The sequence below is a fragment of the Nocardiopsis sp. M1B1 genome, from assembly GCF_052466615.1.
Genome location: NZ_CP196194.1, coordinates 3,918,461 through 3,939,290, shown reverse-complemented (window position 1 = coordinate 3,939,290; position 20,830 = coordinate 3,918,461). Strand labels below are relative to the sequence as shown.

The 20,830-nt window shown below is 73.8% G+C and carries 19 protein-coding genes; 13 read left to right on the top strand and 6 right to left on the bottom strand.

Annotated features, from left to right (window positions below; translation table 11 throughout):
* Positions 1-119: 119 nt before the first annotated feature.
* From ACSTA4_RS17205 to paaI, 10 genes are all read left to right on the top strand, one after another.
* The gene (locus ACSTA4_RS17205; protein ID WP_444960161.1) at positions 120-1,355 is read left to right on the top strand and encodes a thiolase family protein; all 1,236 of its coding nucleotides are present in this window, start codon (positions 120-122) and stop codon (positions 1,353-1,355) included.
* Positions 1,352-2,125: an enoyl-CoA hydratase/isomerase family protein gene (locus ACSTA4_RS17200; protein WP_444960160.1), complete on the top strand. Its 774-nt coding sequence runs from the start codon at positions 1,352-1,354 to the stop codon at positions 2,123-2,125. The genes ACSTA4_RS17205 and ACSTA4_RS17200 overlap by 4 nt, the downstream gene beginning before the upstream one ends.
* Complete coding sequence (locus tag ACSTA4_RS17195; RefSeq protein WP_444960159.1) at positions 2,122-3,015, top strand: 3-hydroxyacyl-CoA dehydrogenase family protein; 894 nt, start codon at positions 2,122-2,124, stop codon at positions 3,013-3,015. The genes ACSTA4_RS17200 and ACSTA4_RS17195 overlap by 4 nt, the downstream gene beginning before the upstream one ends.
* Before the next feature lie 4 nt (positions 3,016-3,019).
* On the top strand, positions 3,020-3,829 hold the full coding sequence (locus tag ACSTA4_RS17190) for an enoyl-CoA hydratase-related protein (protein ID WP_444960158.1): 810 nt from the start codon (positions 3,020-3,022) through the stop codon (positions 3,827-3,829).
* A gap of 98 nt (positions 3,830-3,927) precedes the next feature.
* A complete protein-coding gene (gene paaA / locus ACSTA4_RS17185) occupies positions 3,928-4,902 on the top strand; it encodes a 1,2-phenylacetyl-CoA epoxidase subunit PaaA (protein WP_444960157.1) in 975 nt (324 codons plus the stop codon).
* Entirely contained in the window at positions 4,899-5,216 is a 318-nt protein-coding gene (paaB, locus tag ACSTA4_RS17180) for a 1,2-phenylacetyl-CoA epoxidase subunit PaaB (RefSeq protein WP_061082429.1), read from the top strand. The genes paaA and paaB overlap by 4 nt, the downstream gene beginning before the upstream one ends.
* A 225-nt stretch (positions 5,217-5,441) precedes the next feature.
* Positions 5,442-6,320: a 1,2-phenylacetyl-CoA epoxidase subunit PaaC gene (gene paaC / locus ACSTA4_RS17175; protein ID WP_444960156.1), complete on the top strand. Its 879-nt coding sequence runs from the start codon at positions 5,442-5,444 to the stop codon at positions 6,318-6,320.
* A complete protein-coding gene (gene paaD / locus ACSTA4_RS17170) occupies positions 6,314-6,835 on the top strand; it encodes a 1,2-phenylacetyl-CoA epoxidase subunit PaaD (RefSeq protein WP_444960155.1) in 522 nt (173 codons plus the stop codon). The genes paaC and paaD overlap by 7 nt, the downstream gene beginning before the upstream one ends.
* A gap of 2 nt (positions 6,836-6,837) precedes the next feature.
* Positions 6,838-7,941 carry a 1,2-phenylacetyl-CoA epoxidase subunit PaaE gene (gene paaE, locus ACSTA4_RS17165; RefSeq protein ID WP_444960154.1) on the top strand — a complete coding sequence of 368 codons (1,104 nt, stop codon included), beginning with the start codon at positions 6,838-6,840 and terminating at the stop codon, positions 7,939-7,941.
* Positions 7,938-8,345, top strand: coding sequence for a hydroxyphenylacetyl-CoA thioesterase PaaI (gene paaI / locus ACSTA4_RS17160; protein ID WP_013153503.1), 408 nt, complete (start codon positions 7,938-7,940; stop codon positions 8,343-8,345). The genes paaE and paaI overlap by 4 nt, the downstream gene beginning before the upstream one ends.
* 85 nt (positions 8,346-8,430) lie before the next feature.
* On the opposite strand, the gene ACSTA4_RS17155 is transcribed toward paaI, so the two are convergent.
* Positions 8,431-9,423, bottom strand: a complete 993-nt coding sequence (locus ACSTA4_RS17155) for a hypothetical protein (RefSeq protein WP_444960153.1) — start codon at positions 9,421-9,423, stop codon at positions 8,431-8,433.
* 167 nt (positions 9,424-9,590) lie between these two features.
* Between ACSTA4_RS17155 and ACSTA4_RS17150 the strand changes: the two genes are divergently transcribed.
* Positions 9,591-11,837, top strand: a complete 2,247-nt coding sequence (locus tag ACSTA4_RS17150; RefSeq protein WP_444960152.1) for a protein kinase domain-containing protein — start codon at positions 9,591-9,593, stop codon at positions 11,835-11,837.
* A 202-nt stretch (positions 11,838-12,039) separates the two neighbouring features.
* On the opposite strand, the gene ACSTA4_RS17145 is transcribed toward ACSTA4_RS17150, so the two are convergent.
* The 3 genes from ACSTA4_RS17145 to ACSTA4_RS17135 form a co-directional block, all read right to left on the bottom strand.
* Positions 12,040-13,242, bottom strand: coding sequence for an MFS transporter (locus ACSTA4_RS17145; RefSeq protein WP_444960151.1), 1,203 nt, complete (start codon positions 13,240-13,242; stop codon positions 12,040-12,042).
* 366 nt (positions 13,243-13,608) lie between these two features.
* On the bottom strand, positions 13,609-14,628 hold the full coding sequence (locus tag ACSTA4_RS17140) for a LacI family DNA-binding transcriptional regulator (RefSeq protein ID WP_248770813.1): 1,020 nt from the start codon (positions 14,626-14,628) through the stop codon (positions 13,609-13,611).
* A 123-nt stretch (positions 14,629-14,751) separates the two neighbouring features.
* Complete coding sequence (locus ACSTA4_RS17135; protein ID WP_444960150.1) at positions 14,752-16,194, bottom strand: amidohydrolase family protein; 1,443 nt, start codon at positions 16,192-16,194, stop codon at positions 14,752-14,754.
* Positions 16,195-16,846: 652 nt separating this feature from the next.
* Between ACSTA4_RS17135 and ACSTA4_RS17130 the strand changes: the two genes are divergently transcribed.
* Positions 16,847-17,221, top strand: coding sequence for an ADP-ribosylation/crystallin J1 (locus ACSTA4_RS17130; RefSeq protein WP_444960149.1), 375 nt, complete (start codon positions 16,847-16,849; stop codon positions 17,219-17,221).
* Between the two features lie 105 nt (positions 17,222-17,326).
* Here the strand turns inward: ACSTA4_RS17130 and ACSTA4_RS17125 are convergent, their stop codons facing one another.
* Complete coding sequence (locus ACSTA4_RS17125) at positions 17,327-17,485, bottom strand: hypothetical protein (RefSeq protein ID WP_013153496.1); 159 nt, start codon at positions 17,483-17,485, stop codon at positions 17,327-17,329.
* A 270-nt stretch (positions 17,486-17,755) separates the two neighbouring features.
* On the opposite strand from ACSTA4_RS17125, the gene ACSTA4_RS17120 reads away from it, so the two are divergent.
* The gene (locus ACSTA4_RS17120) at positions 17,756-18,865 is read left to right on the top strand and encodes an LLM class flavin-dependent oxidoreductase (protein WP_444960148.1); all 1,110 of its coding nucleotides are present in this window, start codon (positions 17,756-17,758) and stop codon (positions 18,863-18,865) included.
* A 111-nt stretch (positions 18,866-18,976) separates the two neighbouring features.
* Here the strand turns inward: ACSTA4_RS17120 and ACSTA4_RS17115 are convergent, their stop codons facing one another.
* The gene (locus ACSTA4_RS17115; RefSeq protein ID WP_444960147.1) at positions 18,977-20,575 is read right to left on the bottom strand and encodes a BCCT family transporter; all 1,599 of its coding nucleotides are present in this window, start codon (positions 20,573-20,575) and stop codon (positions 18,977-18,979) included.
* Positions 20,576-20,830 lie beyond the last annotated feature (255 nt).

Here is a 20,830-nt window from a genome sequence, read left to right as displayed (position 1 = left end):
CGAACGTTCGGTTACTAATGCATTAACGCAGTCTCCGGGCAGCCGTGTCAAGGAGAAGTGTCGATGATTTCACAGGCGACGGTGGCCCCGACCACCGTCTTTACCACGGGAGGCCGCACGTGAGCGAGGTCTACTTGGTCGACGGGGTGCGAACCCCGCAGGGCCGCTACGGCGGCGCCCTGGCAGCGGTGCGCCCCGACGACCTGGCCGCCACGGTCGTGGCCGAGGCGGTCCGCTGCGCGGGCGTGCCGGGCGAGGCCGTGGACGAGGTCGTCCTGGGCGCCGCCAACCAGGCGGGCGAGGACAACCGCAACGTCGCGCGCATGGCGGCGCTGCTGGCCGGACTCGACCCGAGCGTGCCCGGCTACACCGTCAACCGGCTGTGCGCCAGCGGCCTGACCGCCGTCGCCTCCGCCGCGCAGGCCATCCGCGCGGGCGAGGCCGACGTGGTGGTCGCGGGCGGCGTGGAGTCGATGACCCGCGCCCCCTGGGTGATGGCCAAGCCCGGAACCCCCTGGGCCAAGCCGGGCGAGGTCGCCGACACCTCCCTGGGCTGGCGCTTCACCAATCCGCGCTTCGCCGCGGCCGACGCCGAGGCGCCCGCCGACGCGGGCCCCGACGAACTGCGCTACACCCTGTCCATGGGCGAGACCGCCGAGGAGGTCGCGCTCCTGGAGGGACTCACCCGCGAGGAGTGCGACGCCTTCGCGCTGCGCAGCCACGAGCGCGCGGTCGCCGCCGCCGAGGCGGGCCGCTTCGAGGCCGAGACCGTCCCCGTCACCGTGCGCGGGCGCAAGGGCCAGACCAGCGAGGTCACCGCTGACGAGGGCCCGCGCCCCGGCTCCAGCATGGAGAGCCTGGCCGGGCTGCGCCCGGTCTTCCGCGAGGGCGGCATCGTCACGGCGGGCAACTCCTCCTCCCTCTCCGACGGCGCCTCCGCGCTGGTGCTGGCCGGTGCCGAGGCTGTGCGCCGCTACGGCCTCACCCCCCGCGCCCGTGTGGTCGCCTCCGCCTCGGCCGGGGTAGACCCGCAGGTCATGGGCCTGGGCCCGGTCCCGGCCACTCGCAAGGTGCTCGGCCGCGCCGGGTGGGACCTGGACGGGATCGGCGCCGTGGAGCTCAACGAGGCCTTCGCCGCCCAGTCCCTGGCCGTGATGCGCCAGCTCAAGCTGGAGGAGGAGCGCGTCAACGCCGACGGCGGCGCCATCGCCCTGGGCCACCCCCTGGGCAGCTCCGGCGCCCGCATCCTGGTCACCCTGCTCAACCGCATGGAACGCGAGGACGCCGCCCGCGGCCTGGCCACCCTGTGCGTGGGCGTGGGCCAGGGCGTCGCACTGCTGGTGGAGCGCCCGTGAGCGCCGACGGGCCCGCCGCGCACCGGGCCGACGGGGACTTCACCACCCTGGACGTGGAGTGGCGCGAGGACCGCGTGGTGGTCCAGCTCCACCGCCCCGAGGCCCGCAACGCCATCAACGCGACGATGATCGCCGAGCTGCACCGGGTGTGCGAGCGGATCGAGGCCGAACCCAGGCCGCTGCTCCTGACCGGGCACGGCACCGTGTTCGCGGGCGGCGCCGACATCTCCGAGCTGCGCGAACGCGGTCGGGAGGAGGCGCTGGCCGGGATCAACAGCCGCCTGTTCGAACGCCTGCACCGCCTCCAGGCGCCCACCGTGGCGGCCGTGGACGGCTACGCCCTGGGCGGCGGCGCCGAGCTGTCCTACGCCTGCGACATCCGCATCGCCACCCCCACCGCCGTGTTCGCCCAGCCCGAGCCGGGACTGGGCATCATCGCCGGCGCGGGCGCGTGCTGGCGGCTGCGGGAGCTGGTCGGCGCCTCGGTGGCCAAGCAGGTGCTGCTGGGCGGCTACCGCCTGGACGCCGAGGCCGCGCTGCGCCACGGCCTGGTCGCCGAGGTCGTGCCCTCCGAGGAGCTGCGCGAACGCGCCCACGCCCTGATCGACCGCATGGCCGCCTCCTCCGCGCTGGCCCTGCGCATGACCAAGATGGTCCTGGACGCCGACGGGCCCCACCCGCTCGCCGACGACCTGACGCAGGCCGTGCTGTTCGAGAGCGCCGACAAGCACGAGCGCATGACCCGTTTCCTGGAGAGGAAGAAGCGTTGAGCACCACCGAGCAGGGAGGCGGCGCCGCGCGGGGCGTCCCCGCCACCGTCGCCGTCGTCGGCGGCGGCACTATGGGCGCCGGGATCGTCCAGCAGTTCCTCACCCGCGGCGCCGACGTGGTGCTGGTCGAGGCCACCGCCGAGGCCGCCGAGGCCGGTCGCGCCCGCGTGGCGGCCGGGCTGGACAGGGCCCGCGAGCGCGGGAAGATCGACGCCGAACCGGACGCCTACCTGGCCCGGCTGCGCACGGTCACCACCCCCGCCGACATCCCGGCCGACGCCGGTCTGGTCGTGGAGGCCGTGCCGGAGCGGCCCGAGCTGAAGATCGCCGTGCTCACCGCCGCCGAGGCCGCCGTGGGCGAGGACACCGTCCTGGCCTCCAACACCAGTTCGCTGTCGGTCACCGAGCTGGCCGCCGCCCTCAAGCGCCCCGCACGCTTCCTGGGCACCCACTTCTTCAACCCCGTCCCCGCCTCCAAGCTCGTGGAGCTGGTCGTGGCCCCCGAGACCGACGAGGCCGTCCTGGCCTCGGCGCGCGCCTGGGTCGCGGCCCTGGGCAAGACCGAGGTCGTGGTCCGCGACGCGCCCGGGTTCGCCACCAGCCGCCTGGGCGTCATGCTGGGCCTGGAGGCCATCCGCATGGTCGAGGAGGGCGTGGCCTCGCCCGCCGACATCGACACCGCCATGGAACTGGGCTACCGCCACCCGATGGGGCCGCTGCGCCTGACCGACCTGGTGGGGCTGGACGTGCGCCTGGCCATCGCCGAGTACCTGGCCGCCGAACTGGGGGACCGGTTCGCGCCTCCGGAGCTGCTGCGCCGTATGGTCGCCGAGGGAAGGCTGGGCCGCAAGAGCGGACAGGGCTTCCACACCTGGGACGAGGGGGAGTAGAGCGTTGGGCGAGGACACGGCGGCTAGACAGGCGTCCGCGGACGCGGAGTTCACCGAGGCCGACGGGCTGGCCACGGTACGGCTGAACACGCCCGCCCTGACCCGGCGGGTCAAGGAGGAACTGCTGGCGGCGCTGCGTCGAGCGGCGGAGTCCACCACCGCCCGCGCGGTGCTGCTGCTGGGCTCGGACAAGGCCTTCTGCCTGGGCCAGAACCTGGTCGAGCACGCGCGGATCCTGGAGGAGCGCCCCCAGGAGGCGCTGGAGACCGTGCGCGAGCACTACAACCCCATCGTGCTGGCCCTGGAGGACGTCCGGGTGCCGGTCGTGGTCGGCGTCGGCGGCGCCTGCGTGGGCGCGGGACTGGGCTTCGCCCTGGCCGGGGACGTGCGGATCGCGGCCCGCCGGGCCAGGTTCGGTACCGCCTTCACCGGCATCGGCCTGGCCTCGGACTCCGGGCTGGCCTCGCGCCTGGTGGCCTCGCTGGGACAGGCCCGGGCCATGGAGCTGATGCTGCTGGGCACGGTCGTGGGCGCCGAGCGCGCCCTGGAGCTGGGCCTGGTCACCGAGGTCGTGGACGACGACGCCTGGGAGGCGCGCGCCCACGCCGTGGCCGCGGGTCTGGCCGCCGGGCCCACCAGCGCCTTCGTGGCGGCCAAGCGGGAGGTGCGCTCGGCCGCCGTGGGCGGGCGCGAGCTGCCCGAACTGCTGGAGGAGGAGGCCGACCTCCAGAACCAGCTGGGACAGACCGCCGACCACGTCGGAGCGGTCCGCGCGTTCCTCGCCAAGGAGAAGCCGACCTTCTCCGGGAGCTGAGCTGGCGGTTTCCCCGCCCGGCGGACTTGCCCGGGCGGGGGAATCCGGGGATACTAATTACTGACCGAACGTTCGGTTATGAATGAGGTGAGAAACCAGTGAGCACCCAGACGGTCCGGGAGGCGTCTCCCGACGCCGACCTCCTCCAGGCCGAGTTCGACGCCAGGATCGCCGCCGACCAGCGCATCGAGCCGCGCGACTGGATGCCCGAGGGCTACCGCAGGACGCTCGTGCGCCAGGTCTCCCAGCACGCGCACTCGGAGATCATCGGCATGCAGCCCGAGGGCGACTGGATCGCCTCCGCGCCCAGCCTGCGGCGCAAGGCCATCCTGCTGGCCAAGGTCCAGGACGAGGCCGGGCACGGGCTGTACCTGTACGCCGCCGCCGAGACCCTGGGCGTGGACCGCGCCGACCTGACCGAGCGCCTCATCGAGGGCCGCCAGAAGTACTCCTCGATCTTCAACTACCCGTCGCTGACCTTCGCCGACGTGGGCGTCATCGGCTGGCTCGTGGACGGCGCCGCGATCTGCAACCAGGTCCCGCTGTGCCGCAGCTCCTTCGGCCCCTACGCCCGCGCCATGGTGCGCATCTGCAAGGAGGAGTCCTTCCACCAGCGCCAGGGCTACGAACTGCTCATGCGCATGATGGAGGGCACCCCCCAGCAGCGGGCCATGGTCCAGGACGCCGTCGACCGCTGGTGGTGGCCGTCGCTGATGATGTTCGGCCCGCCCGACGCCGACTCGCCCAACACACAGCAGTCCATGGCCTGGGGCATCAAGCGCGACACCAACGACGACCTGCGCCAGAAGTTCGTGGACATGACCGTCCCCCAGGCCGAGAAGCTCGGCGTCACCCTGCCCGACCCCGAGCTGGTCTGGAACGCCGAGCGCGGCCACCACGACTTCGGCGAGCCCGACTGGGTGGAGTTCAAGCAGGTCGTCTCCGGCGCCGGACCCAAGAACGCCGAGCGCGTCCAGCGCCGCCGGGCCGCCCACGAGAAGGGCGCGTGGGTGCGCGAGGCCGCCACCGCCTACGCCCGCAAGCACACCAGCGCCGAGGAGGCAGCGGTATGAGCGACGACAGCACGGCCGGTTCCGGGGCGGCCCGCCCCGAGTGGCCGCTCTACGAGGTCTTCGTGCGCGGCAAGCGCGGCCTCAACCACGTCCACGTGGGCTCGCTGCACGCCCCGGACGACCACATGGCCCTGCACAACGCCCGCAACCTCTACACCCGCCGCAACGAGGGCGTGAGCATCTGGGTGGTGCGCGCCGAGCACATCGCCGCCTCCAGCCCCGACGAGAAGGACCCCTACTTCGCGCCCAGCGGGGACAAGGTCTACCGCCACCCGACGTTCTACCCCATCCCCGAGGACGTCCCGCACATCTAGGGCGTGTTTTTTGGGACCTCCGCTTCGCTTCGGTCCGTGTTCGGGCACCCAAAGAGCGGGAACCTTCGGCACCTACGGCGGGTTGGCTCGTTCCTCGCGAACCCGCCTCCGGCACCTCCAGAACCCCGCGGGCGCCCGAACCAACCCCCGCAGACCGAGACCGGTTCGAAAGCAGACCCTGGAGCGACGGCACGACCGGCGCACACGAGGCCAAAGGAAACGACATTGAGTGGCGACCACATCTACTCGGCCCTGAGCGAGGAGCACGGCGGCGACACCCGCTGGGCCTTCGGCACCGGCTTCACCGACGCCCTCGCCGGGGTGGACACCACCCTGCCCGAGGGGGTCGACGGAGCCGACCTGGCGCTGTACTGCCAGATGCTCGGCGACGACGCGCTCGTCCAGGCCCAGCGGCTCGTCCACTGGGTGACCGACGCCCCCGAGCTGGAGGAGGAGGTCGCGCTGGCCAACATCGCCCTGGACCTGCTCGGCCAGGCCCGCCTGCTGCTGGCCCGAGCCGGGCAGGCCGACGGCACCGGACGCGACGAGGACGCCTTCGCCTACCGGCGCGGCCCCGCCGAGTTCCGCAACGTCCACCTGGCCGAGGCGCCCCGCGGCGACTTCGCCCGCGCCGTCGTCACCCTGCTGACGCTCTCCAGCGCCCGCCTGGCCGTGTTCGCCCGCCTGGCCGACAGCCGCGACCCCGTGCTGGCCGCCGTCGCGGCCAAGGCGGTCAACGAGCTGGCCTACCACCGCGAGTACGCGGTCTCCTGGGCCCTGCGCCTGGGTGACGGCACGCCCTACTCCCGCGAGCGCATGACCGCCGCCGTCGCCGAGGTGTGGCCGCTCACCGGCGAGCTGTTCGCCACCCACCCCGTCGAGGCCCGCATGGCTCAGCAGGGCGTGGGCGTGGACCCGGCCACCGTGCGCGAGGAGGTGCACGCCGTCCTGGCGCAGGTGCTCACCACCGCGCGCCTGGACGCCCCCGCGCCCTTCCCCGCACCGGCCCTGGCCGGACGCCGGGGGCAGCACACCGCCGAACTGGCCCCCCTGCTGGACGAACTCCAGAAGGTGGCCCGCGAGCACCCGGAGGCGACATGGTGACCACCACACGGGAGCGCGACCGCGAGCGCGCCGAGCGCGCCGCCGCCGCGGTCACCGACCCCGAGCTGCCCATGCTCACCCTGGCCGACCTCGGCATCCTGCGCCGCGTGGAGGTCGAGGGCGACGGGACGGCCGCGGTGTGGATCACCCCCACCTACTCGGGCTGCCCGGCCCTGGCCGAGATGCGCGCGGACGTGGACCGCGCCGTGCGCGCCGCCGGGTTCGACCGGGTCGAGGTGCGCACCGAGCTCTCCCCGCCCTGGACCACCGACTGGATCACCGCCGAGGGCAGGCGCAAGCTCGCCGAGAACGGCATCTCCCCGCCGGGCGGCGCGCCCGCGCGGGCCGCCGGACCGGTGCCGCTGACCCTGCTGCCCACCCGCACCGCCCCGCGCTGCCCGCTGTGCGGGTCCGGCCGGACCGAGGAGCTGTCCCGCTTCGGGGCGACCTCCTGCAAGTCCCTGCACCGATGCCGGTCCTGCCTCGAACCGTTCGAGCACGTCAAGGAGATCTGACCGTGACCACACCCGTCACCGAGACCGCGCCCGCGGCCGCGCGCCGCCGGGGCGCGTTCCACCGGCTGCGCGTGGCCGCCGTCGAGCGCCTGTGCGACGACGCCGTCGCCGTCACCTTCGACGTCCCCGACCACCTGGCCGAGGAGTACGCGTTCGCCCCCGGGCAGTCGCTGACCCTGCGCCGCGAGGTGGACGGCGTGGAGGAGCGCCGCAGCTACTCCGTGTGCGCCCCCGTCGGCCAGGCGCCCCGCGTGGGCGTGCGCCTGGTCTCGGGCGGCCTGTTCTCCAGCTGGCTGGTCAACGAGGTGCGCCCCGGCGACGAGGTGGAGGTGGGCGCGCCCACCGGTCGCTTCGTTCCCGACCTGGACACCGCGGCACGCCACGTGATGGTCGCCGCCGGTTCGGGCATCACCCCGGTGCTGTCCATGGCCTCCTCGCTGCTGCGCCGCACCGACTCGCGCGTCACCCTGCTCTACGGCAACCGCCGCAGCGACACGGTGATGTTCGCCGACGAGATCGCCGACCTCAAGGACGCGTTCGGAACGCGCTTCGAGCTGGTGCACGTGCTCTCCCGCGAGCCGCGCGAGGCCGAACTGTTCACCGGGCGCCTGGACGGCGCCAAGCTGGAGGCGCTGCTGGACACGGTCGTGGCCGCGGACGCCGTCGACCACTGGTGGCTGTGCGGACCGTACGGCATGGTCACCGACGCCCAGGAGGTGCTCACGGGCCGGGGCGTGCCGGGGGAGCGGATCCACCAGGAGCTGTTCTTCGTGGAGGGCGCGGAGCCGCCGCCCCAGGCGCGCCACGAGGAACCCGGCGTGGAGGGGCCCGCCAGCGAGGTGACCCTCGTGCTGGACGGGCGCACCACCACCCTGACGCTGCCGCGCGGGGTGCCCGTGCTGGACGCCGCGCAGCGCTACCGGCCCGACCTGCCCTTCGCCTGCAAGGGCGGGGTGTGCGGCACCTGCCGGGTGAAGGTGTGCGAGGGCGGGGTGCGGATGCTGCGCAACTACGCGCTCACCGAGGCCGAGGTGGAGGCGGGGTACGCGCTGTCCTGCCAGGCGCTGCCCGAGACCGACGCCGTGACCGTGGACTACGACGCGTGAGCGCGCGCAATGAGACCGCCTGGCGGATGTTCGAGGCGGACATGGCGTCCAAGAACCTGGGGATGCGCCTGGTCGAGGCCAGCGACGGACTGGCGGTCGTGGAGATGACCGTGGGGCCGCTGATGCTCAACGGGCACGGGATCGCCCACGGCGGGTTCGTGTTCACCCTGGCCGACACCGCGTTCGCGTGCGCGTGCAACGTGGACGGGGGAGGGGTGACCGTGGCCTCCGGGGCGGACGTGACCTTCGTGGCCCCGGCGAAGGAGGGCGACGTGCTGGTGGCCACCGCGAGGGAGCGGGCGCTGTTCGGCCGCAGCGGCCTGTACGACGTCACGGTGCGCCGGGGCGAGGAGGTCGTCGCCGAGTTCCGGGGCCGCAGCCGCACACTGCCCCCGCGCGGCTAGCCGCTGGGCCGGGGCGGGTGCGGGGCCGGGACCGCGAGGGCGGTCCCGGCCCCTTCACGTGCGCTGGAGGACGTTCCCGGCCACGTCACAGCAGGGTGTAGACCATCGCGCTGTGGTAGACCAACGCCGCCTGCCGGTCCGCGAACTTCGGTCCGGCGACGAACCCGTGCGCCTCTTCGATGAACGCGGTGGCCTCCCGCGCGCGGCCCCGCTTCCACAGCGCCGAGCCCAGTTCGTACGTGGTGCGGTGCCGCAACCGGTGGAAGCGCGCGTCGGCCAACCGGTGGTCGTGCCGCCGGAGCCGCTCCAGGGATTCGCGCAACATCTTCTCGGCCGCGGCGGGCCGCCCGGTCGCCAGGTAGCACCGCGCCAGCAGCAGGTACGTGAATGCGCCGTCGAGCAGGTCGTCGAACGGCACGTCCGGTCGACGGCGGCTGCCGTCCTTGGCGTAGAGGCCCTCCAGCAGCGGTGTCGCACGGGCCGCCTCGGCGTGGAGGTAGTAGTAGATGTTGGCGACCGACTCCTCCAGCCGGGTCATGCGGTCCTCTGCGAGGTCGAGCCGCACGCGCTCCTCCATCAGCCGGTCGTAGGCGCCGATCATCGCGTCGTAGCGACCCGCCTCACCGTAGAGTTCGGCGAGCTTGCACAAGGCCGACGCGTACTCGCCGTGCGGACCGTCGCCGCGCAGCCCCGCCACCTTCTCCTCCGCCCGGTCCACCTTCCGTTCGATCCTCCTGCTGGCGGACCGCCCCGGGATCCGCCTCTGGACCCGCCGCAGCCCGGACACGATCGGGGAGTCGGGCCCGTGCGTCTCGCATGCCTCCTGGATCGCGGTCCCCACGAGCGCCCGCGGCCGACTGGACCTCGGTTTCGCGAGGTGGAGTGCTTCGACGTAGCGCGCCCGGACCTCGGGGAACAGCGGGTCGAGCCGTGAGAGGCCCGATTCGGCGTCGTTCACCGCCCGGCCGAGCACCGACAGGCGCCGACGCGCCGAGACGGTCCCGGAGAGCTCCGTGTCCTCCGCGAGGAACCCGCGCAGCCTGGCCGCGCGCTCACGGTAACTGTCCTGGTCCCGCACACCGCACCTCCGCGTCGCCTCGCCGACTTCCCCGACAGGGCCTGTTCCGTTGTAGCTTCGGCGATCCCGCACCTCGGTACCGGGCCGGGAGCGCGAACACCCGGGGGCGATCGCGCGTCCCACGGGTGTACGGAGGGCGCCGTCCTCCGCCGCACGAGAAGGACCCCATGACCGTCACGCCCGCCCCCGTCCCCCCGCCGCCCCGCGACACCGGCCTCCCGCCCGGCCTCAAACCCCTGGAGAAGGGCGACCCGCGAACGCTCGGCCCCTACCGGATCGTGGGGCGGATCGGCGCGGGCGGCATGGGCGCCGTCTACGGCGGAATCGACGGCGGCGGGCGGTGCGTGGCCGTCAAGACCGTGCACGCCCGCTTCGCGCGCGGGCGCGGCCACCGCGAGGCCTTCGCCCGCGAGGTGGACATGCTGGCCCGCGCCCGGGGCGTGAGCACCGCGCGGCTGTACGACGCCGACACCACGGCACGCGTGCCCTGGCTCGCCTTCGACTACGTTCCCGGCCGGAACCTGCGCGCCCACGTGCGCGCCTTCGGCCCCCTGGAGGGGGAGATGCTGCGCGCGTTCGCGACGGGCACCGCCGAGGGCCTGGCCGCGCTGCACTCCGCCGGGATCGCGCACCGCGACATCAAACCCGGCAACGTCATCCTGGCCCCGGACGGGCCCAAGATCGTCGACTTCGGCATCGCCACCGCCGTCGGCACCCGGCGCGCGAACGACCGGGGCGCCTCCTACGGCACCCCCGGCTGGGTGGCGCCCGAACGCTACACCGGCGCGGTCGCCGACCCGGCCGCCGACGTGTTCGCCTGGGGCGCCCTGGTGGCGCTCGCGGCCACCGGGCGCGAACCCTTCGGCCGAGGCACCCCCGAACAACTGCGCCAGCGGGTCACCGCCGGACGGCACGACCTGGCGGGCGTGCCCGACGACGTCCTGCCGCTGGTGGAGGCCGCCCTGGCCACCGACCCCGCGCGGCGCCCGCGCGCGGTCGAGCTCATGCGCGCCCTGTTGCCCGAACCCGAGGAGGTCGGCCTGAGCGGACGCGGCGGCCCGGTCCCGGCGGCCGAGACCCTGCGCGCCCTGCTGCGCGGCTACTGGCGCGGGGTCGACTCCGCGGGGCACGACCCCGCCGCGTGGGCGACCGCCGTGGGCGTGCTCTCCGCGGCCGGGATCACCGCGGGCGCGCTGGGCGGCGCGGGGGCCGGTACGGGCGCGGGCGGGGCCTCGGCCGGTACCGGCGGGGCGGCAGAGGCCGCGACCGGAGGAACCACGGCGGCGGGGACCGCCGGCGGCACCCTCACCGCCCTGGCCGGGTCCAAGGCGGCGGTGGCCGGTGCGGGCGTGCTGGTCGCCGCCGGGCTCGCGACCGGCGGGTACGTGGTCTACGACCGGGTCGGCGGTGCCCCTGCGGAGGCCGTCACCGCCGCCGCGACCACCCTGGAGGAGGGCGGCGGGTTCGTGGTCGAGGTCGAGCGCCGCTTCAGCGACGCGCACGCCGAGGAGGTCGCCGCGCGGACAGGCCAGGCGGTCGAGGCGGTGCTGGAGGAGAGCACGGCCACCGTCGAGTACCGCTACGCGGCCGACCGCGACGTCTTCCTGGCCAGCGGCGAGGTGATGGGACAGGGGTCCGTCGCGGCCGCCGACAGCGGCGGAAGGCTGTACGTGTACGGGCCCGCCCTGGCGGAGGGCGAGGCCTCCGAGCCGGTGGAGCCCGCGTGGGAGGCCACCGCCGAGGACCTGGGTCCCGAGCTGGTCACCGGCCCCCTGCGCGCCATGGCGGAGTCGCCGGACCTGGAGGCGGGCGGAGCAGGGGAGGAGGGCGGCCGGGTGTACACCGGCCCGCTCACGTCCCGGCTCGTGGTGGACGGCGAGGTGGTCGAGGAGGACGCGCAGGGCTTCGTGGAGGTCGACGAGCGGGGCGGCCCGGTGCGGATGGAGTACGCCGGAGCCCTGTGGCGGGTTCGGGCCGACTTCACCGGGGTCGGCGGCCCCGTGGAGGTGGCCGACCCCCAGCAGGGGGAGGAGTCCGGCGGCGGACACCTGGAGGTGCTCCACGCGCCCGCCTGCGGAGAGATCGGCCTCTACGGCCGCACGTGGCGGGTGCGCGCGGAGGCGTGGGAGATGTCCTGCGACCGCGCCATGGAAACGGCGGGGTTGCTGGAGACGGGGAGCGAACGGGTGGAGACCCCCATCGGGTACAACGGCACCGGCGTGGTCACCTACCTCGTGGACGGCGAGATCGCGTGCACGGGGGTACGGGAGGAGATCCCCGGACGCCCCGGTGCGGAGTCCCCCTGGTCGCTGATCAGCTGCACGCCCGCCACCGTCCTCGGCCAGAGCGAGTTCGGCTGGGAGGAACTGGAGTTCGCCGAGTCCACCCTCATCGGGTTCGTCCGGGTGGCATAGGCGGACGGCCGGGCCCGGACGACGTGGACCTTCGTCGAGGTCCTGCGCCGCCGGATGCCCGGAAGCGGGCCCGCGTCCCCGGGTTCCGCTCGGAAGGTCCGTGCCGCCGGAGGCCACCGGGTAGGCCTGCGCCGCCCCGCTCCCGGCCCGAGGACACGTTCGGCCGAAGGCCCGGGAACGGGGCTTCCTCCCGGTCCCGGGCTCAGCGCAGGGCGCTGGGCTCCGGGGCCGCCACCGCCCGGTCCCCACGGTCGCGCCGCCGCCCCGGGCGGTCCAGGACGCCCGCGAACACCGCGATGCCCAGGCCCACCACGGCCAGCACCGCACCGATCGCGGCCGGGGAGGTGTACCCCAGACCCGCGCTGATCCCGATCCCGCCCAGCCAGGCCCCGGCGGCGTTGGCCAGGTTGAACGCCGAGTGGTTGGAGGCCGCCGCCATCGTCGGCGCCTCGGCGGCCTTGTTCATCACCAGCACCTGGAGCGGGGTGGCCACGCCGAACCCCACCGCGCCCAGGACCACCACCGTCACCGCGGCCGTCCAGGGGTTGTGCACGGTCACCGTGAACACCACCAGCACCACCGCCAGCGCGGCCAGCGACCCGTAGATCGTCGGGCGCAGCGCCCGGTCGGCCAGGGGCCCCACGATCAGCGAACCCAGGGTCATGCCGGTGCCGAACAGCGCCAGGACGATCGGCACGCCGGACGCGGACATGCCCGCCAGCTCCGTCATCATCGGCGAGACGTAGCTGTAGACGGCGAACACCCCGGCGAACCCGAAGACCGCCGTGACCAGGCCCAGGACGACCTGGGAGCGGCCCAGTTCGCGCATCTCGTGGCGCAGGCCCGTACCGGCGGCCGCGGGCTGGTGCGGCACGAACACCGCGACGCCGAGCACGGCGAGCAGGGCGATCCCGGCCACGACCAGGAACGCCGCGTGCCAGCCCATCGCCTGGCCCAGGAAGGTGCCCGCGGGCACGCCGACGATGTTGGCCACGGTCAGGCCGAGGAACATCCGCGAGACGCCCGTGGCCCGCCGCCCCGGACCGGCCAGGTGCGCCGCGACCAGCGATCCCACCCCCAGGTAGGCGCCGTGGGGCAGCCCGGCCAGGACCCGCGAGGCGAACACGGCGCCGAAGGACGGGGCCAGGACGGTGGCGAGGTTGCCCGCCAGGAAGAGCCCCATGAAGACCAGCAGGGCCGTCTTGCGGGGCAGCCGCGTGCTCAGCGCGGTGAGCAGCGGGGCGCCGACCACCACGCCCAGGGCGTAGGCGGAGATGAGGTATCCGGCGGTCGGAACCGACACGTCGAGGTCGGCGGCGACCTCGGGCAGCAGTCCCATGATCACGAACTCGGTGGTGCCGATGGCGAACGCGCCGACGGCGAGGGCGAGCAGGGCCAGAGGCATGGGTGGGTCCCCTTCGAAGGGTCGGTCGGGGTTCACGGGCACCGGGCGCGGCGGGTCGCGGGGTTTCGGGCTTCCCGGGGCCCGGCGGGGCCGGATGACAGCGGAGGGTGATTTGGCACGTGCTAAATCCAGTGTCGGACTTTTCCGGACCTGTGCCAACCGTCCGCGCGTGTGATGTGGCTCTTAACGGTGCGCCCACCCCCGGGAACGCCGCGGACCACCGGTCGCACGCGTCCCGCCGCACCCGCTGCCGTGGAAGAACACGGTCACCCCGCCGACAGGCCTTGCGCGCGCCGGGCCGCGCCCCGCCGCCGCGCGGGCACCGGAGTGGACCACCGGCCACGGGCGTCCCGGGCCGGAGGGGCCTCAGCGCGGGGGAGCGGTGCTGCCGCGCACCGTCAGGGCGGGCTCCAGCAGCAGGTGCCTGCTCTCGGTGCGCCCGCCGTCCAGGCGCTCGGACGCGGACTCCACCGCGAGCCGCGCCATGCGCGCCGCGTCCTGGCGCACCGACGTGAGCTGGAGGAAGGACAGCCGAGCGGTCCGGCTGTCGTCGTAGCCCACCACCGATACGTCCCCGGGCACACCCACCCCGGCGCGGACCAGGGTCGCCAACAGCCCGAACGCGCACAGGTCGTTGGCCGCGACCACGGCCGTGGGCAGGGCCTCCCGTGCCAGGAGCACCCGCGCCGCCCGGGCGCCCGCCTCCTCGGAGTAGTCGCCGGGCAGGACCTCGACGCGCCCGCCCAGGCCGTACCCGCGCATCGCCTCGGCGTAGCCCCGCGCGCGCTCACCGGCCCCCGGGAGCCCACCGCCGTCGACGTGCACGATGTCCCGGTGGCCCAGCTCCACCAGGTGCCCGACGGCCTGGCCCACACCCACGGCGTCGTCCGTGCCCACGCTGTCGGTCCCCTCCGCGCCGGTGCGCTGGCCGATCTCCACCACGGGAACCCGTTCGGCGACCCGCGCCAGGTCCGCGGGCGCCTCCGCGGACAGGCCGATCAGGATCAGCGCCTCGCAGCGCAGCCCCACCAGTTCGTCGATCGCCTCGCGTTCGCTGCGCGTGCTGGCCATCGCGCTCAGCACCACGCCGTACCCGAGTTCGGCGGCGGCCGGGTAGAGCTCCTCGACCAGGTGGGCGTCCATCGGGTACTCCAGGCCGAAGAGCACGCCCACCTGGCGGCTGCGCGCCCGGCGCAGCAGCCGTGCGGCGGTGTCGGCCCGGTACCCCAGCTCCTCGGCGGCGCGCAGGACCCGCTCCCGGGTCCGCGCGCTCGGGCCCGGGCGGTCGCCCAGCACCAGCGAGACCAGCTGCCGCGAGACCCCCAGGTGCGCGGCCACGTCGGCCATCGTCGGGTGCCGATGGGCGCCCGCCCCGTTCTCCGACATCTGCCTCCTCCGGTTCGCGCCGCCGCCCGGTGCCCTACCGGCGGACGCCGCGCCTCATGGCCCGGCCGCCGACGCCTCTGGACCGGCCGGGACCCACATTCTGGCACCGGCCGGTCTCCGCGATCACCGCCCGCGGGTGCCGGAGTCGCGGTAGTCGGTGTAGGTGTAGGGATTGTCCAGCACCTTGGACTCGGGGATGTCGGGGTTCATCCCCTCGGTCCAGGCCTCCTCCCCGACCGAGGCGCGCAGGTGCTCGACGGTGGACTCCACGCCACGGCGCACGGCCGCCAGGTCCACGCCCACCAGCCGGTGCTCGTGCTTGACCACCCGGCCGTCCACCAGGACCGTGTGCACGTCGGCGCGCTGGGCCTGGAGGGCGATGTGGCCGTAGGGGTTGAGCAGGGGGAAGGACACGGGCGAGTCGTCGTTGCGGATCAGCACGAGGTCGGCCTTGGCGCCGGACGCGATCCGGCCCAGGTCGTCGCGGCCCAGGGCGGCTGCCCCGCCCCGGGTGGCCCACTCCACCACCTGGTCGGCGCGCAGGGCGCTGTGGGTGACGGTGTCGCTGCGCCCGTGCGCCTCCTGGTGCTCGCGGGCCCGGTCGGCGCCCAGGGTGGCGCGCATGGCGCTGAACAGGTCCCCGCTCTGCCACACGCTGCTGTCCACCGACAACGACACCGGGATGCCGTGCGCGCGCATTGCCCAGGTGGGCGGGTAGCCCTGACCGGCGCTCTGCTCGCTCTCGGTGGAGACCGACACCGACCCGCCGGTGGCGGCGATGCGCTGGTAGGAGTCCGCGGACAGGGAGGCGCCGTGCACGTACACCGTCTCGGGCCCCGTGAAGCCGTGCTCGTGCATGAGCCGGACGCCGTCGTCGCCCGTGGCGCCCCACACCCCGGCGTGGGTGGTGACGGCCAACCCCAGGTCGCGGGCGGCCTCGAAGGCGGGCCTCTCGGGGAACTCCGGGTCGCCGGTGACGTCGAAGGCGATCTGGAGGCCCAGCATGTCGTTGCCCCGGTGGCGTTCGACGAAGGCGCGCAGTTCGGGGCTGGTGGCCCACTCGGCGGGCGCCCGCTGGATGTTGCCGTAGGCCAGGACGTGGCGGCCGGGGACCGAGAGCAGCGCCTCGGCGGCCGCGTCGGCGTGTTCGGGGGTCTGGAGGCCGTGCGACCAGTCCACGACGGTGGTGACCCCGGCCTCCAGGGCCTCCACGGCGGCGAGCGTGTTGCCCGCGTGCACGTCGACGGGGCGGAACCGCGTGCCGTGTTCGAGGTAGTACCAGACGAAGTACTGGGCGAGGGTCCAGTCGGCCCCGTAGCCGCGCATGGCGGTCTGCCACATGTGGCGGTGGGTGTCGATCATGCCGGGCATGACCAGGCCGCCGGAGGCGTCGATCTCCGCGGTGTCGTCGGGCACCGGCAGGCGCGGTCCCACGGCGGCCACGCGGTCGTCGACGACCAGGACGTCGGTGTCGGTCAGGACCGTGCGCGCGTCGTCCATGGGCAGCACCGTGCCGCCGCGCAGCACCACCGGCCGGCCCTGGGGGAACTCGTTCGGTCTGTTCAAGGAGGGCTCCTTCTCCGTGTGCCCCTCGCGGACCGGTCCGGGCTTCCGCCGCCGCGGTCGGGGTCCGCCGCGCGGTCGTGCGGCGGGCACGCCCTCGGCGGCCGCCGGTGCCGGGAGGAAGGGGGACGGACCGGTGCGGCCCGGCGTGTGGGGACGGCCGGGCGCCCGGAGGAGCGGGATGCGTGTGTTCTCCCACTGTGTCACTTCTGGTGACCGTGGGGTGCCGGAACCCGTTCGGGCGCGGGCGGACTGCGGGCCCAGTGGGGGAGAGGGGGAGAAAGGCCTCGGACATGGCTGTGGCCCGCGTCCCCCAACGCGGGCCACAGCGGGCGCGGCCAGGATGCACTGAGTGCGGTCTGGCCGCTGGGAAGGCGGATGTAGCGACTGAGTACGTGCCGGAAACCCCCATTGCCGACACGAGCGCTGACATCCGCGCATGGATTGTGGTGTGCGCCTCACAGGACCTGCGGGTTGGGTGCGGGTGGCGGGGATCGGGGTCGGTCTGGGGCGCTTCACCTGTAAGAACGCTTCGTCTGTAGGAGGTGTTCCCGCTGGACGGACCGATTTTCGGCTCGTCCGGTAAAAAGCGGGTGCGGACTGTCCCCGCTCTTCCTAAGCTCCTGACCACGCCCTACCCAAGGAGGCGGTTCCCATGCCCGCGACCCTCACCCTGTGGCGGCCCACCGGGCCCGCGGAACTCGCCCTGGTAGGGGATTCCGGCTGGCGGGAGTGGCCGCCGCGCCTGCCTGAACAGCCGATCTTCTACCCCGTGCTCAACGAGGACTACGCGGTGCGCATCGCCCGCGAGTGGAACCTGCCACGCGACGGAGAGGGGCACGTCACACGCTTTCGCGTGGACGCGGACTTCGCCTCCCGCTATCCGGTGCGGCAGGCCGGCGGGCGCACGATCCTGGAGCTGTGGGTGCCCGCCGGGGAGCTGGCCGCGTTCAACGCCCACATCGTCGGTCCGATCGAGTTGGTGCGCTCCTTCCTGCCCGAGCACCCCGGGGGCGTGGCCCCCGTCTGAGCGGGCCGTCGCCGGGTGGGAGCGGCGCACGGCTGATCGCCGGGGCGGTCCCGCCGCAGGGGACCGCCCCGGCGCGGAGGCCCTTCGCGGCCGTGCGCCCGGAGCTCAGGCCCGGGGGTCGGTGACGACGAGCAGGTCGGGGTCGACGTCGGTGAGGGCGGTCATGACGTCGCCGAGCGCGTCGGCGAGCACCACGGGGTCGCGGTCGGTCCGGTCTCGGTCCTGGTGGGGAAGGCGGCGTCGGGGATCGAGGGTGGTGGCCATGGGGCTGCGGGCGCGCGGGCCGGGGGTGTGCGCCCTCCTCCTTCACGTGTTCAGCCGTTCCGGTCGCCGTGACGCCCGGTGACCGTGCCGTTGTCGGCTTTTCCAGGGATACCAGGGGAGAGTGACATTCGGTGGATACGGAGCGTGCCTGTGGATGAACGCGGGCCCACCGGGCGTTGCGCGCGGTGGAATGCGGGGCGGTTCCGGGGCGTTCCGCATGATAGTTTAATCGGAAACTACTTCTTTGGAAGATACCTAGGGGAGCGGGCCATGCAGTTCGGAATCTTCTCGGTGAGCGACGTGACCACCGACCCCACCACCGGCCGTACGCCGACCGAGGCCGAGCGCGTCAAGGCGATGGTGACCATCGCGCTCAAGGCCGAGGAGGTGGGCCTGGACGTCTTCGCCACCGGCGAGCACCACAACCCGCCGTTCGTGGCCTCCTCACCGACCACGATGCTCGGCTACATCGCGGCCCAGACGGACAGGCTCATCCTGTCCACCTCCACCACGCTGATCACGACCAACGACCCGGTCAAGATCGCCGAGGACTTCGCCATGCTCCAGCACCTGGCCGACGGCCGGGTGGACCTGATGACGGGCCGCGGCAACACCGGCCCCGTCTACCCCTGGTTCGGCCAGGACATCCGCCAGGGCATCCCGCTGGCGCTGGAGAACTACAACCTGCTGCACCGGCTCTGGCGCGAGGACGTGGTGGACTGGGAGGGCAAGTTCCGCACTCCGCTGCAGGGCTTCACCTCCACCCCCCGCCCCCTGGACGGCGTGCCTCCGTTCGTCTGGCACGGCTCCATCCGCAGCCCCGAGATCGCCGAGCAGGCCGCCTACTACGGGGACGGCTTCTTCCACAACAACATCTTCTGGCCCGCCACGCACACCAAGAAGCTCATCTCGCTCTACCGCCGCCGCTTCGAGCACTACGGCCACGGCAGGGCAGAGCAGGCCATCGTCGGCCTGGGCGGGCAGGTGTTCATGCGCAAGAACTCCCAGGACGCGGTGAAGGAGTTCCGCCCCTACTTCGACAACGCGCCGGTCTACGGCGGCGGCCCCTCCCTGGAGGAGTTCACCCGCGAGACCCCGCTGACCGTCGGCAGCCCGCAGGAGGTCATCGACCGCACGCTGACCTTCCGCGACTCCTTCGGCGACTACCAGCGCCAGCTCTTCCTCATGGACCACGCGGGCCTGCCGCTCAAGACGGTCCTGGAGCAGCTGGACCTGCTCGGCGAGGAGGTCGTGCCGGTACTGCGCAAGGAGTTCGCCGCCGGGCGGCCCGCGCACGTGCCCGACGCGCCCACCCACGCCTCGCTGCTGGCCGCCAAGGGGGAGGCGGCCACCGCCCCCGGCGGGGACAGCCAGCGGTAGGACGACCACTTCCGGCCTGGGCCGCGGACGCGAGTACGTCCGCGACCCGGGCCCCGCCGTGTCAGGAACCCGGAAGGGGGCCCGGGCGCGGCGGAACCCTGACGGCAGGCCCTAGCCGACCGGCTCCTCGGCCCGCGGGGTACGGGCCCCGTCCTCGTCCGGGGACGGGCGCGGAACGACGATGCCCTGCTCGACCGCCATGTCGCGCAGCAGCGGGTGCGTGGTCCACAGCGTCGGCAGCATGATCAGGCCGACGGGCACCGCGGTCACCACGATGAAGGACTGCAGCGCCTGGATGCCGCCGTCCCCCACCAGGAGCAGCGCGACGGCGGCCAGGCCCATCCCCACGCACCAGAACGCGCGGACCAGGCCCGAGGGTTCGCCCTCGTGCATGCTGGAGACCGAGATGGCGTAGGACATCGAGTCGAGCGTGGACGCCAGGAAGATCAGCGCGACGATCACCGTCAGCACGCCCAGCACCGCCGTCAGCGGCAGCGCCTCCAGGATGGCCAGCGCGGCGGCGGGCAGGCCGTCCCGGGCGTAGGGGCCCGTGATCACCCCCGGGTCCTGCTTCTCCAGCCAGATGCCGGTGCCGCCCAGCGCGGTGAACCAGATCGTGGTCACCACCGTGGGCAGCACCGTCGCCCCGACGTAGATGTCGCGCACGGTGCGGCCCCGGGAGATGCGGGCGAAGAAGATCGCCATCATCGGACCGAAGCCCAGGAACCAGCCGAAGAAGAACAGGGTCCAGTACCCGAGCCACTGCTCGTCGCCCGTGTACAGGGCCATGGGCAGGAACTCCTGCGCGTGCACCACGTTCGCCTGGATGTAGAGGTCCGCGACGAAGGGCAGCGACCCCATGCCGAGGACGGCCAGGATGAGGACCAGCGCCACCCAGACGTTGGCCCGGCTCAGCAGCTGGATGCCCTTGTGGATCCCGCTCAGCACAGACACCGCGGACACCACGGTCAGGCCCAGGATGATCAGCGCCTGGACGGCGTAGGTGTCGGGCAGCCCGAACAGCTGGCTGCAGATGTAGGAGATCTGGAGCCCGAGGAAGCCGATGGGCCCCACGGTTCCGGCCACCACGGCGAGCACGCAGCTGATGTCGACGACCGTGCCGATCCAGTGCGTGCGGATACGCTCGCCCATGAGCGGCCACAGCAGGGTGCGCGGGCGCAGCGGCATGCCCTTCTCGACCCCGCGCATCATGACCAGGGTGGCCAGCGCACCGCCGATGGCCCAGCCGATGAAGCCCCAGTGCACGAAGCTCTGCGCCATCGCGACGGCGGCGGCCGAGCCCTCGTCCACCTGGTCGGCGTACTGCGGCGGCGGGGAGGAGTAGTGGGCGATGGGCTCGGCCGCCGCCCAGAACACCCCTCCCGCGGCCAGCAGGGTGGTGGTGATCATCGCGACCCAGGTGAACCGGTTGAACTCGGGCTTGCCGGAGCCGCCCATGCGCACCCGGCCGTAGCGGGAGAAGGCCAGGACGGTGATGACGGCGAAGGTGGCCAGCATCAACAGCTGCCAGTAGGCGCCGAACCAGCGCGCGGACCAGGTGAAGGCCGTGTCCACGACGGTCCCGACCACACCGGGCGAGACGAGGGCGGCCGTGACGAAGACGGTCATGAAGACGCCGGACACGCCCATGACCCAGAAGTCGGTACGTCTGCCTCGCGCGGACGCGCGTGAGCGCAGAGTGGAGAACATGGAGTAGAGGAAGCCCCTCGAATGGAAGCACCGGCCGGGACACGCCGCAGCCGGTATCTGAAGCTCCATGCGCTGTGCGCGCGTGGCGGCCGCCGGGAACGACCGCCCGGTCTCACGGCCAGCGCGGCAGGCGCGGCATGGAGTGGGGCGGAGCGTCGAACGCAGCCCTGCCCGGTCGCCGACGGGCACTGACGGCGGGGGACGAGGGGGAAGAGCTGTCCCCGGGTCCCACCGCGGGCGGCGCGACGACGACGT

Coding starts and splice junctions, on each gene's coding strand:
- paaB (WP_061082429.1), top strand. CDS start 4,899: ATGAGCGACGACAGCACGGCCGGTTCCGGGGCGGCCCGCCCCGAGTGG.
- paaD (WP_444960155.1), top strand. CDS start 6,314: ATGGTGACCACCACACGGGAGCGCGACCGCGAGCGCGCCGAGCGCGCC.
- ACSTA4_RS17150 (WP_444960152.1), top strand. CDS start 9,591: ATGACCGTCACGCCCGCCCCCGTCCCCCCGCCGCCCCGCGACACCGGC.
- ACSTA4_RS17145 (WP_444960151.1), bottom strand. CDS start 13,242: ATGCCTCTGGCCCTGCTCGCCCTCGCCGTCGGCGCGTTCGCCATCGGC.
- ACSTA4_RS17140 (WP_248770813.1), bottom strand. CDS start 14,628: ATGTCGGAGAACGGGGCGGGCGCCCATCGGCACCCGACGATGGCCGAC.
- ACSTA4_RS17130 (WP_444960149.1), top strand. CDS start 16,847: ATGCCCGCGACCCTCACCCTGTGGCGGCCCACCGGGCCCGCGGAACTC.
- ACSTA4_RS17125 (WP_013153496.1), bottom strand. CDS start 17,485: ATGGCCACCACCCTCGATCCCCGACGCCGCCTTCCCCACCAGGACCGA.
- ACSTA4_RS17120 (WP_444960148.1), top strand. CDS start 17,756: ATGCAGTTCGGAATCTTCTCGGTGAGCGACGTGACCACCGACCCCACC.
- ACSTA4_RS17115 (WP_444960147.1), bottom strand. CDS start 20,575: ATGTTCTCCACTCTGCGCTCACGCGCGTCCGCGCGAGGCAGACGTACC.